Genomic DNA, 13,880 nt, shown 5'->3' on the forward strand with positions numbered 1-13,880 from the left:
GTCAGATACCGAGCGCGCATCCATCCTTGCGATGGTCCGAAGCGCCAACCAGCGAGCCGGCTTCCCAATCGATCAGAATGGCTTGTGCGCCGCCGATCGCCCAGTTCGGCGCAACGAGTTCAAAGCCGCGGCGCGTCAGTTCTTCGCGTACCGCCGCGGGCAATGTGCCCTCGGCCTCCACGAGATGCGTACCCGGCCGCGGAAACACGCGCGGCAAATCCATCGCGGTTTGCATATCGAGGCCGTAGTCCAGCACTTTGGACAGAAAGTGCGCATGCCCCATCGCCTGATAACGGCCGCCCATTACGCCGAATGTCATTTTTACCTTGCCGTTTTGCGTCACCATGCCGGGAATGATCGTGTGCATTGGTCTCGCGTGAGGTGCGATTGCGTTCGGATGACCTTCTTCGAGCGCGAAGCTTTGTCCGCGGTTATGCAGCATCACACCAGTTTGCGGCGACATAATGCCGGTGCCGAACGGATGAAATAGCGAGTTGATAAAGCTTGCGCAATTGCGATCCTTGTCGACGACGCAGATATACACCGTGTCTTTGTGTTCCGCGGTTTTCGTCAGCGGTGCGCCAGCCGACGTGCTTTGCGCGCCGATGCGCGAGCGCATTGCGCGTATCGACTCATCGGCCAACAACTGCTCGACGTCCATCGGCTGTCCGCGCGGGTCGCCAAGCGCCGCGTCGCGAATCGCATACGCGATGCGAGTCGCGTCGATTTCACGCTGCAAGCGGTCCGCGCCTAGTGGATCGTCATTTGCGTCAAAGCCTTCGAGCATTTTAAGGATCATCAGCGCGATAATGCCCTGCCCGTTCGGCGGACACTCGTGCACGTCGTAACCTCTGAAACTCGCCTTGATCGGCTTCACATACTCGCCGTGGAATTGCGCGAAGTCGTCCATCGTATGCAGCCCCCCCATGCCGCGTAGGCAGGCAACGATATCTTCGGCGATAAACCCCTCGTAAAACACACGGGCTCCGGCTTGCGCGATCGCTTCGAGCGTACGCGCAAGCAACGGCTGCCGATGCACGCTTCCCGCACGAGGCGGCTTGCCATCGACCAGCATCTGCTGCCGCGCGGCCTTGTCGAGTGACAGCAGTTGAACCTGATTGGCCCAGTCCGCCGCGGCGCGCGGCGCGACTGCATAACCATCGCGTGCGAACCCGATTGCGGGCGCAAGCAGTTGCTTGAGCGGCAGCGAGCCGTGATCGCGCGCCAGCGTTGCCCACGCATCGACCGCACCGGGCACCGTGACCGCATGCGGCGAATGACGGTCGATGGCGGTTACACCACGCGAGCGAAGCGCGGCGACGCTCGCCGCGGCCGGCGCCCAGCCTGAGCCGTTGAAGGCGATGATATCGTCCGAGCCGCGCCGCGAGTACAGCGCAAAGCAGTCGCCGCCGACCCCGGTCGAGCCGGGCTCGACAACACACTGCACCGCACATGCGGCAATCGCGGCATCCATTGCGTTGCCGCCCGCTTCAAGCACCCTGACCGCGGCGAGCGTCGACGCCGGATGGGACGTCGCTGCCATGCCGGTGGTCGACATAACCAGCGACCGCCCCGGCTGTTCGAAATCTCTCATTTGCATGATCCGGATCAGCGGTTAGCCAGCGACTTACGCCACGCGAGCGTATCGTCCAGCGCCTTCTTCGATCCATCGAACAACGCGTCGATCTGATCGTGCGTAATGATCAGCGGCGGGCAGAAGTTAAACGTATCGCCGAGCGCACGCGTGATTACGCCATGGGCCAACGCAAACGTGCCGGCGCGCGTGGCCACGCCTTCGGCGGCCGGAAATGGCTCCTTCGTCTCCTTGTTCGCGACCAGTTCGACCGCCGCAAGCAAACCCGCACCGCGCGCCTCGCCGACCAGCGGATGTTTGCCGAGGTCGGCCAGGCGCTCCTGGAAATGAGGGATTACGCTTCTGACGTGCTCGAGAATGCCGTCCTCTTCATAGATGCGCAGCGTCTCGAGCGCGACGGCCGCGCACACCGGATGACCGCTGTAAGTGAAGCCGTGCCCGAACGTGCCGATCTTCTCGCTCTCGGACACAAGCCCGCGATAAATCGCGTCGTTGACCATCAACGCCGAAATCGGCAGATAACCGGCCGAAAGCTGCTTCGCCATCACGATCATGTCCGGACGCATGCCGTACGTTTCCGATCCAAACAGATCGCCGGTGCGGCCAAAGCCGCAAATCACCTCATCGGCAACGAGCAGAATGTCGTAGCGTTTCAGCACCGCCTGAATCTTTTCCATGTATGTGGCAGGCGGCACGATCACGCCGCCGGACGCCATGATCGGCTCCGCAAAGAACGCAGCAATCGTATCGGCGCCTTCTTTCAGGATCAGTTTTTCAAGCGATTCGGCACAGCGCGTCGCGAACTGTTCCTCCGTTTCGCCCGGATTCGCGTAGCGATAGTGATGCGGGCAATCCGTGTGCAGAATGCGGTCGATCGGCAAATCGAAGTCACGGTGATTGTTGGGCAAGCCTGTCAAGCTTGCCGACGCGATGGTCACGCCGTGATACGCACGCATCCGCGAAATGATCTTCTTCTTGTTCGGCCGCCCAAGCGCGTTGTTGTAATACCAGATCAGCTTTACCGCGGTGTCGTTGGCTTCGGAACCGGAATTGGCGAAGAACACTTTCGACATCGGCACCGGTGCCAGCGAGATCAGCTTCTCCGCGAGCAGGATCGATGGCTCGGACGACTTGTGCCCGAACGAGTGGTAGAACGGCAATTTGCGCATTTGCCGGTCCGCCGCGTCGGCGAGGCGTCGCTCGCTAAAACCCAGCGACGCGCAGAAAAGCCCGCCTAACCCTTCGATATAACGTTTTCCTTCCGTGTCGTACACGTAAACGCCTTCGCCGCGATCGATCACCATCGGCCCGACTTCGCGGTGCAGGCTCAGGTTCGTATACGGGTGAAGATAGTGATTGATGTCGTTCTGTTTCAGATTTTGCATTTGGAGCCGTCCTTGATTCGTCTCGTCCATGAATTCTTGTCCGATTGCTTCAGTCTGTTCTGATCTCGTACGGCCGGATTACTTCATCGCGCCGCACAGAAATTTTTGCAGGCGCTCGCTTCTCGGCGTTTTCAGCACCTCGCGCGGATGCCCTTCTTCTTCGACGATGCCCTGATGAAGAAAGACCACGTGATTCGACACCTCCCGCGCAAAACCCATTTCATGCGTGACGACGATCATCGTGCGCCCCTCTTCCGCGAGGTCGCGCATCACTCTCAACACGTCGCCGACGAGCTCGGGGTCAAGCGCCGAAGTCGGCTCATCGAACAGCAAGGCGTCTGGTTCCATCGCCAGCGCGCGCGCAATCGCGACGCGCTGCTGCTGTCCGCCCGACAAGTGCGCCGGATACGCATTCGCAAAGCGCGACATGCCGACCTGCTCGAGGTAGCGTTGCGCACGTTCCGTGGCTTCCGCTTTCGTGAGTTTCAGCACATAGCGGGGCGCTTCCAGCACGTTTTCCAGCGCTGTCATATGCGCCCACAGGTTGAAGTGCTGAAAAACCATCGCGAGCCGGGTGCGAATTTTTTGCAGTTGCGCCGGGTCCGAAATCCGTATCTGTCCGCTTTTGTCGATCGACGTTTTCACCTCATCGCCGTTCAGTGACACGCGCCCTGCCGAAGGCGATTCGAGAAAGTTGATACAACGCAGCAGCGTGCTCTTACCCGAACCGGACGAGCCGATCATGCTGATCACGTCCCCGCGTTTCGCAACCAGCGAGACGCCTTTGAGCACCTCGTTTTCTCCGTACCGCTTATGCAGGTTTTCTACAGTGAGTGCATTCATGTGACGTCGCTCTAACCTCGGGCAAGTTTCGCAAAGTGTTGTGGCCGCAGGTGAACGAGATATTTCCGTTCGGTCATCCGGATCAGGAACGTGATGATCGACGTCAGACCGAAATAGACCGTGCCTACCGAAATGAACGCCTCAAACGGCGCGTAGTAGTTCGCATAGAAATCGCGCGCAGCGCCGGTCAGATCGACCAGCGTGATCGCGCTAACAAGCGACGTGCCATGCAGCATAAAAATGACTTCGTTGCTATACGCCGGAATGAACCTGCGCAACGCGGACGGCAGCAGAATGCGGCGCCATGCGGTAAAGCGGCTCATGCCGTACGCTTGCGCGGCCTCGATTTCGCCGTATGGAGTCGTTCGCAATGCGCCGGCAAGGATTTCCGTCGTGTATGCGCAGGTGTTGGCGGTCAGCGCGATCATTGCGCAGCTGAACGGATCGCGCAGCAGCGAAATCACCGGGTTGCCACGCTGCCATGCGTCTTGCACCCATTGGAACTGGCCGAAGCCGTAGTAGACAATCATCAGTTGCGCCAGCAACGGAGTGCCGCGCATGAACCAGGTATAAGCCGCGACCGGGCCGCTCACCAGCCGGTTCGGCGAAACGCGTAACACCGAGAGTGGAATAGCAATCAGCAGGCCGAGCCCAAGCGAATACACGGTAAGTTGCACGGTGATCCACAGGCCGCTTGCGTAGGCCGGAAACAGCTGGGCAATTTCGTCGAAGCTCATGAGTGAGGTCTCCCTTCACGCACGCCCCGGTTCAACTTCACACGCGTGCGTGCCAGACAGGCCGTCGAGCCCGAGGTCACGATCAGATAAACGACGCATGCGGCAAGATAGAAGGTCATCGGCGCCTGCGTCGTGCGGCCGGCCTGGTCCGCGATAAACATCACGTCATGCAGCCCGATCAGCGAAGCGATCGCCGTGGTCTTTAGCAGTACGAGCCAGTTATTGACGGCCGCCGGCAACGCAAGGCGCACCATCTGCGGAAACAGGATGCGGCGAAACGCGAGCCACCCGGAGAAGCCATATGCGCGGGCCGCTTCCATCTGGCCGCGCGGCACGCCCAGCATCGCGCCGCGAAATGTCTCGGTGTAGTACGCACCGAAGATAAGGCCAATCGTGAAGATGGCGGTCACGAACGCGTCGACGTCGGGCGCGTGAAAACCGAGTGCAGCGCAGACCCGGTTGAGGATGATCTGGCCGCCGTAAAACACCAGCAACATCATCACGAACTCAGGCACGCCGCGAATCAGCGTCGTATACGCGGTAGCGATCGACACCAGCGAACGCGAATTCGACAGCTTCGCCATCGCACCCGCCATCCCCACGCATACCGCGACGATGACGGACGAAACCGCAAGCACGAGCGTGAGCCCGGCGCCTCTTGCCAGCGCCGGCAAATATTCCTGCAGATCGGACATGACAATCCCTTAGATCGTTCGTCAGGCTGCCGGTACCGGAACGCGACCGGCAGCCATTGCGCTGCGCGTTATCTACCCGATCAATAGATGTCGAAGTTGAAATACTTCTTTTCGATGGATTGGTAGACGCCGTTAGCACGAATGGCGTCGATCGCCTGATTGAGCTGCAACCGCAGATCGTCGTCGGACTTGCGAACCGGAATGCCGTAACCCTCGCCAAGCAGCGTTTTCTGCTCGGGCGTCGTGCCGACGATCGGGCCACCGACGAATTGGTAGTTCGCGCCCTCAGGCTTGGTCAGAAACCCGGAGTACGCGGCTGTCGCATCCTGCAGCGCGGCGTCGATGCGCCCGGAGCGCAGGTCGAGGAACACTTCGTCCTGCGTCGCGTAGCGGACCAGTTGAACGCCGTTCGGCACCCAGTACGCAGTCGCGTATTTGTCCCCTAGCGTGCCGCGCTGCACGCCGACGCGCTTACCCTTGAGTTCCGCCGGGGTCGCATCCTTGATCGGACTGTTCTTCGCGACCACCAGCCGGCGCGGCGTGTTGTAGTACTTCTCGGTAAACGCGACCTTCTGCTTGCGTTCGGCCGTAATCGCCACCGATGCGACGATCGCATCGATCTTTTCTGCCTGCAATGCCGGAATCAGACCGTCCCAACTGAGCTGAACCAGCGTGCAGTTCGCATGCATTTGCGCGCACAGCGCGTGAATCATGTCGATATCGAAGCCGACCGGCTGACCGTCGGGTTGCATCGACGAGAACGGCGGGTAGGCGCCCTCGTAGCCGATGCGAATGTCTTTCCACTCTTTTGCGTGAGCGTTGATCGCGCCTAGCGCCATGGCTAGCAGCAATAGGGTTTTCTTGATGCCTGGTTTCATATTGACGCTCTAGATTGGATCTCGTTGAAAATGACAGCTTGGAATCGGATTGAAATGGTCGTACCGAATCGCACGTTTCTGACTAGTACACCTTACTAATGTAAGAAGCAGCCCGCGGGCCGCTTCACTCTCTCTAGCTGGTCGTCATCCAGTCGCGCAACGCAGGCACCGTCGCCTCGATATGCTCGCGCACGGCCGCTTCAAGCAGCAGCGGGTCGCCTGCCTTGATTGCGCTGATGATCGTCATGTGATCGTCGCGCGACGTCATCGGCTTGTCGGCCAGTTCCAGCCAAAGCCGCATATGCGGCTCCATCACGGTGTGCAGTCCGCCGATCTGTGCAATAAGGCGCCGTCGTCCGCATAGCTGGCACAGGTACTCGTGAAAATTGCGGTGCGCGGTGACCCACTGCTGCACATCCTGTTCGACACGTTCCATCACGTCGATCAGGCGCGTGAGCTCCGAGATATGTTCCGGCGTGATCTTCGGCATCGCCATGCGCGCGGCGAGTCCTTCGAGCGCGCCGCGCATGCAGAACACCTCTTCCATTTCGTCCGCATCGAGGCCGCGCACCAGCGCTCCGCGATTAGGCCGGATCACGAGCAGCCCTTCGCTCGCCAACCGGCGGAATGCTTCGCGCACCGGCATGCGGCTCGTGTTGATTTCAGCGGCGATTTCTTCGGGAATCAGCCGGTGGCCGGCTTTGTACGTGCCCATCCGGATGCGGTAGAGCACGTACGCGTACGCCTCCTCCTCCGCGGTCGCGGGAAAATGGGCATGCGAGGAATGCAAGTGAGATTCCATGATCAGACGGCAGGCTTACGAGACCGTTGCGCGCTCAACGACGTGTTTGTCGCAACGCCGGCGCTTCTACGGTGGTCCGCCAGGCGGGTGCGCGTTGCACGCGAAGTGGCGCATCTGGCGTATCGACTATCGTGCGGAATCATGAAACGATTTTGTAAGAGTGGATATTTGTATCTACGGAGCCAAATATACCGCGTCAAAAATGATGTCGAATAGTTGTTAACCCCAGGAGAGGTGACCGAAGCAGGTCATGTTGCCGATGAAATTGGCAGTGCCACGCGATAGCGCGCGACCCCCGAGCGCCGCTCACGCGAATTGCGGGAGCGTCGCTTGAATAGCTTGCGCCAGTGTGTCGAACGCGGGCGCGATCTCGTCGTCCGGCACGCAAGCGTAGCCGAGCAGCAGCCCCGCCGACGCATGCGACCGATCGGCGTAGTACCCGGACAGCGGCCGCACGACGATGTTGCGCTCGAGCGCCGCGTGGGCGACCACGCGATCGTCGACGCCTTCGGGCAATGGCATCACAAGATGCAATCCCGCATCGCCGCCGACCGCCGCGAACGTATCGCCGAAACGCTGCGCGGCGGCATCGAGCAATATTTGACGGCGCTGACCATAAAGCGTGCGCATCTTGCGGATATGCGACGCGAAATGCCCTTCCGCGATGAACTCGGCGAGCACGGCTTGCTGCAGCAGTTGCCCCTCGCGGTACAACTCCGCGCTCGCGGTCGCAAAGCTTTCCGCGAGCTCTTCCGGCACCACGATATAGCCGACCCGCAGGCCCGGAAACAGCGTCTTGCCGAAGCTGCCGACGTAGATCACCTGTCCCGCGGTATCGAGCCCTTGCAGCGACGCGAGCGGCCGGCTGCCGTAGCGGAATTCGCTGTCGTAATCGTCTTCGATAATCCAGCATTGCGTCTGCCGCGCGTACTCGAGCAGCATGCGGCGGCGCGCAAGACTCATCACCATGCCGAGCGGGTACTGATGCGACGGCGTGACGAGCATCAGCTTCGGCGGCTGGGCGAGATCGGCGGGCGTCGGGTTGATGCCTTCATGGTCGACGGCGATCGGCCTCGGCTGCAACCCGGACACCTGCAGCACGCTGCGCACACCCCAGTAGCACGGGTCCTCGGTCCAGATCACATCGCCCGCGTCGGACAGCAGCCGCACCGCGAGATCGATCGACTGATGAATGCCGGTCGTGATCACCACTTGCTGCGGTGTGCAGCGCACCGAGCGCGACGCGCGCAGATAGTCGGCCAATGCACGGCGCAACAGCGTAGACCCGCCGCCCGGCGCGTAAGTCAGCAGGTCGTGACGTGCGCGCCGCCAATACCGGTTCTGCAAGCGGCTCCATACGCGCGCCGGGAACCGCGTCACATCCGGCACGCCAGGCATGAATGCGCCCCACTGGCGCTTCGAGACGCCAGCGCCCGCAAGCAGGCGCTGGCCGCGCGCGGACAACGGTCGCAGTAAAGGTGAAGCCTGCGCGACAGTCGCTTCCGGTTGCGAGACCTGGTGCCGCGATGACCGCGCAGACGAAGACGACGAAGACAACGCCAACGCTGCGGCAGGCTGCGCAGTCGATGTGCTGCCGCTCGCGGACCGCGGCAAATCACGCTGCGCGCTTGCGCTTGACGCCGTTGCACGGGCCGCAAGCACGTCGATGCGTGCATCGGCACGCCAATCCACCGCATCGCGCATTGCGTCGCGACGCCAATCGACCGCGTGTTCAGTGACGCCGACAATTTCATCGGGTGATGTATCCATCACGAACGTGCCACGCCCGGTCGCCGCCGAAACGTACCCTTCCAGCACAAGCTGTTCGTATACCTGCGTGACGGTATTGCGCCCGATGTCCAACTCCCGCGCGAGCAGCCGCGAAGACGGCAACCGCGTGCCCGACGGCAGTTCACGCGACAGGATGGCCCGCTGCAGCAACCCGTGTAGTTGACGGTACAGCGGCTGATCGCCGCGGCGATCGAGCCGTTGCGCCAGCCAGTCGGACAACATCGTGGCCCGCAAAATTGGCTCCTTTATTTTTACAAAGATGGCTCTCAAACCAGGAGCCAAAGCTGATTATAGTCGGCGACATAGATCGCTCGCGGCGCGCAAACGGCCGCAGCCCCAAAAATCCGGATGCCCCCAGGAGGAGTGATGACTACCACCAACGCTGAACTGCAAAAACGCAAGAACGCCGCAACGCCGCGCGGTGTTGGCGTGATGTGCGACTTCTACGCGGAACGCGCGCTGAATGCGGAGTTGTGGGACATCGAAGGGCGCCGCTTTATCGACTTCGCGGCCGGCATTGCGGTGACGAACACCGGACACCGTCATCCGAAGATCGTCGCGGCGCTTCGCGAGCAGCTCGACCACTTCACGCATACCGCGTATCAGATCGTGCCGTATGCGTCGTATGTCGAACTCGCCGAAAAGATCAACGCGCGCGCGCCGGGCAAGCACGCGAAGAAGACTGCCTTCTTTACGACCGGTGCCGAAGCCGTTGAAAACGCGATCAAGATCGCACGTGTCGCTACGGGCCGTCCGGGCGTGATTGCGTTTACCGGCGGCTTTCACGGCCGCACGATGATGGGCATGGCGCTAACCGGTAAAGTCGCGCCATACAAGGTTGGCTTTGGCCCGTTTCCGTCCGACGTGTTTCACGCGCCGTTTCCGAACCCATTGCACGGCGTAAGCGCCGCCGACTCGCTGAAGGCGCTCGAGCACCTGTTCAAGGCCGACATCGATCCGCAGCGCGTGGCCGCGATCATTTTCGAACCCGTGCAAGGCGAAGGCGGCTTCTATGAGGCCCCGGCGGAGTTCGTGCGCGGCTTGCGCGCGTTGTGCGACGCGCACGGCATCCTGCTGATCGCGGACGAAGTGCAAACCGGCTTCGCGCGCACCGGCAAGCTGTTTGCGATGGAGCACTACGACGTGGTCCCCGACCTGATGACGATCGCGAAGAGCCTTGCGGGCGGCATGCCACTGTCGGGCGTCGTCGGCCGTGCGGACGTGATGGATGCTCCTGCGCCGGGCGGTCTCGGTGGAACGTACGCGGGCAATCCGCTCGCGATCGCCGCCGCGCACGCGGTGCTGGACATCATCGACAGCGAGGCGCTGTGCGATCGCGCGGCCGCGTTCGGCGAGCGCCTGAAAAGCAGGCTGAACGCACTGCGTTCGAGCGTGCCGCAAATCGCCGACGTGCGAGGCCCCGGTGCGATGATCGCCGTTGAATTCAGCAAGCCGGGCGATGCGCACCAACCGGATGCGGCGTTCGCGAAGCTCGTGCAGACGCGCGCGCTCGAGCGCGGGCTGCTGCTGCTCGTGTGTGGCGTCTACTCGAACGTGATCCGCTTCCTGTTCCCGCTGACGATCGAACAGAGCGTGTTCGACGAAGCGCTCGCGATTCTCGAAGACGTGCTGAAGGAAAGCGCCAAAGCCGCCGCGTAATGCGGTGCAAGCCGCAGTGGCAAGCTCGACCCACGACACATCGACACCATGACGACTATCCTGCTTAAAGACCCTTCACTGCTGCAAACGAAGTGCTTTATCGCCGGCGAATGGCAAGACGCCGACACACAACAGACGTTCGACGTGACCGATCCCGCAACCGGAGCGATCATCGCGAGCGTGCCGAAGATGACCGGCGCGGAGACGCACCGCGCGATCGATGCGGCCAATCGCGCCTGGCCCGCATGGCGCAAGAAGACCGGCAAGGAACGCGGCGCGATTCTGCGCAAGTGGTACGACCTGATGATCGCGAACGTCGACGATCTCGCGCTGATCCTGACGACCGAGCAAGGCAAGCCGCTTGCGGAAGCGAAAGGCGAAATCCAGTACGCCGCGTCGTTTCTCGAGTGGTTCGGCGAAGAAGCGAAGCGCACCTACGGCGACGTCATTCCGACTGTCGCAAACGACCGCCGCATCGTCGTCACGAAGGAACCGATCGGTGTATGCGCAGCGATCACGCCATGGAATTTTCCGGCCGCGATGATCACGCGCAAGGTCGGCCCGGCGCTCGCGGCCGGCTGCCCGATGATCGTGCGCCCCGCTGACGCGACCCCGCTGTCGGCGCTTGCCCTGGCCGTGCTGGCCGAGCGCGCCGGTGTGCCGAAAGGCGTGTTCAGTGTCGTGACAGGCAGTTCGCGCGCGATTGGCGCGGAAATGACCGGTAACCCGCTGGTGCGCAAACTGTCGTTCACCGGGTCGACGCCGGTCGGCAGCACGCTGATGGCGCAGTGCGCACCGACCATCAAGAAGTTGTCGCTCGAACTAGGCGGCAACGCACCGTTCATCGTGTTTGACGATGCGGACATCGACGAAGCGGTTGCGGGCGCAATCGCTTCGAAGTACCGCAACTCCGGGCAGACATGCGTGTGCACGAACCGGTTCTATGTTCACAATCGCGTCTATGACACATTCGCGGCCAGGCTCACCGATGCGGTCAAACAGCTGAAGGTCGGTCGTGGCACCGCCGAAGGCGTGACGCAAGGTCCGCTGATCAACGAAGACGCGGTGCTGAAAGTCGAAAGTCATATTCAGGACGCGCTCGACAAAGGCGCTCGCGTGCTGACCGGCGGCAAGCGCCATGCGCTCGGTCACGGCTTCTTCGAGCCGACCGTGCTCGCCGATGCGAAGCCCTCAATGCTGCTTGCCCGCGATGAGACCTTCGGACCGCTCGCACCGATTTTCCGCTTCAGCTCCGATGAAGAAGTGATCGCACTCGCTAACGACACCGAGTTCGGCCTCGCCGCCTACTTCTATAGCCGCGACATCGGCCGCATCTGGCGCGTCGCGGAAGCGCTTGAGTACGGCATGGTCGGCATCAACACCGGACTGATTTCAAATGAAGTCGCGCCTTTTGGCGGCGTCAAGCAATCGGGTGTGGGCCGCGAAGGGTCGCACTACGGGATCGACGAGTACATGGTGATCAAGTACATGTGCATCGGCGGGATCTGATCCTTTGCCGACGGGCCTCCGTTTGTGAGGCTACGCCAGAACCTACTATTTCGTCGAGCCGACCGCGGTCTATGCTGATCAGTATGGCGAGATGGCGCGCCGGCGTGGCGGACATGAATGACCCATCAAAAAGAAAACCGTGTTCACGGTGTTTGTCATCCTTGTCCATGGTCCACGGACTGAAACTGTCGCAGAAAACATCGACGAACGACATTCAGCCTCGCAACTCGTCATTGCCGCTCTTTCGCAAAATGCTTTTGCGTCGACGTATCTGGAGCAAACGAGGTGTCGGCGACGTTGTCGGGAGCGCCGCGCTTTAAACCACCACCATTACCAAGGTCATCATCGTTAAATAGCGCCTCGTACAATTCATCCAGGTTTGCCTGCCTCTCCGCAAGCCGATCAGCGAGCCGTCGCACTTGATCCAACCGTACACCATTGTAGTGAGCGATATTCACACTTTGCAAAAATTCCACCACGTGTATCAATGCGGAGACCACGGCCAGGTGAGGAACCTTATTGCCAGATGTGTCCATTAAAGGATCCGCTATCGGCAATCTGGTAGGATCTGAATACTTGTTCGCCTTTCGGACCAGTGAATCCGCAGCACCGACGAAATCGGTCTTGCTCGGTGGGTTATTTCCACTGGAGAGATTTATAGTTACTGGCGTGGGCACATTTCTGTCTAATTGTGCTTTTAAGTCTACGTACTTCAAATTTTGCCCCTTGGCATACTGTGCATCCTGATAGGTCTTCAGAGGTTTAGCAGCGCGCGGGACTTGGGGGTGCCCTGCGTCAAGGGGAATCTGAAACAGCGTGTTGTCCAGCGCGGTATTATCCGCATGGGAACCGGAGTCCTGGTGACCATAGTAGATCGTCATTCCACCTTGTGGCATTCTACTTACGATCGTTCCAGCACAGAGCGCACACGGCTTCATCGTGCTATAAAGCACGCACTGCGCCGGCAATTGAGCTTCTCCAGTGGAGGTAAGATAATCCTCTATCGCGTTCCTTTCGGCGTGATACAGATAGTGTTCGAAAACACGATTAGCAGCGTATCCGATTATTTGACCCGATTTTTTAACCAGCACCGCAGCGATATCATGTCCCGGCTTTCCCGCGCTCCAGGGCACTATATCTGATCGATATTTCAACGCTCGATCTGCAGCGATCGCAAATGCAGCAGCCATATATATACGATGCACCGCATGGGAACCCTGTTCTTTAATCGCGTGAGAGATGTCAATCTCATACGGTACCGTTACGCGGACTGGAAGATTGGAAGAAGTGTCGCGAGCCGCAAACTGTTTAAGCGTCATGCGACCGTATTTAGTGAAATCGGCTTTTAAAGGTCTATAATCTCCTCTTTTAAAGAAAAGCACATTTATGTTCGCCGTTTTAAATCCCCCAGAAGCCTTCATATATTTTAACGCACCAATAACTGGCTCGCAATTGTACTGTTTTTCGGCATCGCCGAATTGTCCAATAAAATAATCACTCGACAACTGCCATTTTTTTTCGATAGAAAATTCAAGTAGTCTAAGCATTGTTTGCGGGCTATCAGGATGCAGGTCTTCCGCCCAGTACATGGTACCGCCCAAATAAAAGAATAATATCGGGTTCGAATTTCTTGTTACGCTCTTCAAAAGGAGAAACGTGTCTGCTATTTGAATGAATGCTTCCTGATTCATGAGCCGCCCTGTGTGAAGCATGTAAACCCGGGAGGCTAGACTGCAGGTCGTTTCGCAACAATCCCCAGAACCTGGTAGCGAGCGGTGACAATCCGGTCAGCGTCAGCCGCGCGTGACATGAGCAATTCGCGAAACTGTTCACGGACGGGTCGCCCGTTCGAGAGCAACTCGCGGTGCCGGGCGCTGCACGATCGTCTCAAGCTTGTCGAGCGCCCTGACGGCTTTTGCAGGCGTTTCAGCAGCTTCGTATTCCTCCCGCACCGCGAGCGCGTTGACGTCATCCAGCACACACATTG

Annotated in this window: 12 protein-coding genes; 2 read left to right on the forward strand and 10 right to left on the reverse strand. The window is 60.1% G+C overall.

Annotated features, from left to right (window positions below; translation table 11 throughout):
• Position 1 precedes the first annotated feature (1 nt).
• The 8 genes from BX592_RS11555 to pdxR form a co-directional block, all read right to left on the reverse strand.
• A complete protein-coding gene (locus BX592_RS11555; protein ID WP_134191907.1) occupies positions 2–1,594 on the reverse strand; it encodes a gamma-glutamyltransferase family protein in 1,593 nt (530 codons plus the stop codon).
• A 14-nt stretch (positions 1,595–1,608) separates the two neighbouring features.
• The gene (locus BX592_RS11560; protein ID WP_134191908.1) at positions 1,609–2,979 is read right to left on the reverse strand and encodes an aspartate aminotransferase family protein; all 1,371 of its coding nucleotides are present in this window, start codon (positions 2,977–2,979) and stop codon (positions 1,609–1,611) included.
• Positions 2,980–3,057: 78 nt separating this feature from the next.
• A complete protein-coding gene (locus BX592_RS11565; protein WP_134191909.1) occupies positions 3,058–3,822 on the reverse strand; it encodes an ABC transporter ATP-binding protein in 765 nt (254 codons plus the stop codon).
• An 11-nt stretch (positions 3,823–3,833) separates the two neighbouring features.
• Entirely contained in the window at positions 3,834–4,559 is a 726-nt protein-coding gene (locus tag BX592_RS11570; protein ID WP_134191910.1) for an ABC transporter permease, read from the reverse strand.
• Positions 4,556–5,254 (reverse strand): ABC transporter permease, encoded by a 699-nt coding sequence (locus BX592_RS11575; RefSeq protein ID WP_134191911.1) that lies wholly within the window; start codon positions 5,252–5,254, stop codon positions 4,556–4,558. Before BX592_RS11575 ends, BX592_RS11570 begins: the two co-directional genes overlap by 4 nt.
• A gap of 80 nt (positions 5,255–5,334) precedes the next feature.
• A complete protein-coding gene (locus BX592_RS11580) occupies positions 5,335–6,132 on the reverse strand; it encodes an ABC transporter substrate-binding protein (RefSeq protein WP_134191912.1) in 798 nt (265 codons plus the stop codon).
• Positions 6,133–6,265: 133 nt separating this feature from the next.
• Complete coding sequence (locus BX592_RS11585; RefSeq protein WP_134191913.1) at positions 6,266–6,934, reverse strand: GntR family transcriptional regulator; 669 nt, start codon at positions 6,932–6,934, stop codon at positions 6,266–6,268.
• 306 nt (positions 6,935–7,240) lie between these two features.
• The gene (gene pdxR / locus BX592_RS11590) at positions 7,241–8,959 is read right to left on the reverse strand and encodes a MocR-like pyridoxine biosynthesis transcription factor PdxR (RefSeq protein ID WP_134191914.1); all 1,719 of its coding nucleotides are present in this window, start codon (positions 8,957–8,959) and stop codon (positions 7,241–7,243) included.
• Positions 8,960–9,091: 132 nt separating this feature from the next.
• On the opposite strand from pdxR, the gene BX592_RS11595 reads away from it, so the two are divergent.
• Positions 9,092–10,384, forward strand: coding sequence for a 4-aminobutyrate--2-oxoglutarate transaminase (locus tag BX592_RS11595; RefSeq protein WP_134191915.1), 1,293 nt, complete (start codon positions 9,092–9,094; stop codon positions 10,382–10,384).
• A gap of 48 nt (positions 10,385–10,432) precedes the next feature.
• Positions 10,433–11,893 (forward strand): NAD-dependent succinate-semialdehyde dehydrogenase, encoded by a 1,461-nt coding sequence (locus tag BX592_RS11600; RefSeq protein WP_134191916.1) that lies wholly within the window; start codon positions 10,433–10,435, stop codon positions 11,891–11,893.
• Between the two features lie 230 nt (positions 11,894–12,123).
• On the opposite strand, the gene BX592_RS11605 is transcribed toward BX592_RS11600, so the two are convergent.
• A complete protein-coding gene (locus tag BX592_RS11605; RefSeq protein ID WP_166676338.1) occupies positions 12,124–13,584 on the reverse strand; it encodes a Bd3614 family nucleic acid deaminase in 1,461 nt (486 codons plus the stop codon).
• A 138-nt stretch (positions 13,585–13,722) separates the two neighbouring features.
• Positions 13,723–13,878 (reverse strand): HD domain-containing protein, encoded by a 156-nt coding sequence (locus tag BX592_RS33760; protein WP_166676339.1) that lies wholly within the window; start codon positions 13,876–13,878, stop codon positions 13,723–13,725.
• Positions 13,879–13,880 lie beyond the last annotated feature (2 nt).

Source organism: Paraburkholderia rhizosphaerae, assembly GCF_004366595.1.
In the GTDB taxonomy this organism is placed as follows: Bacteria; Pseudomonadota; Gammaproteobacteria; order Burkholderiales; family Burkholderiaceae; genus Paraburkholderia; species Paraburkholderia rhizosphaerae.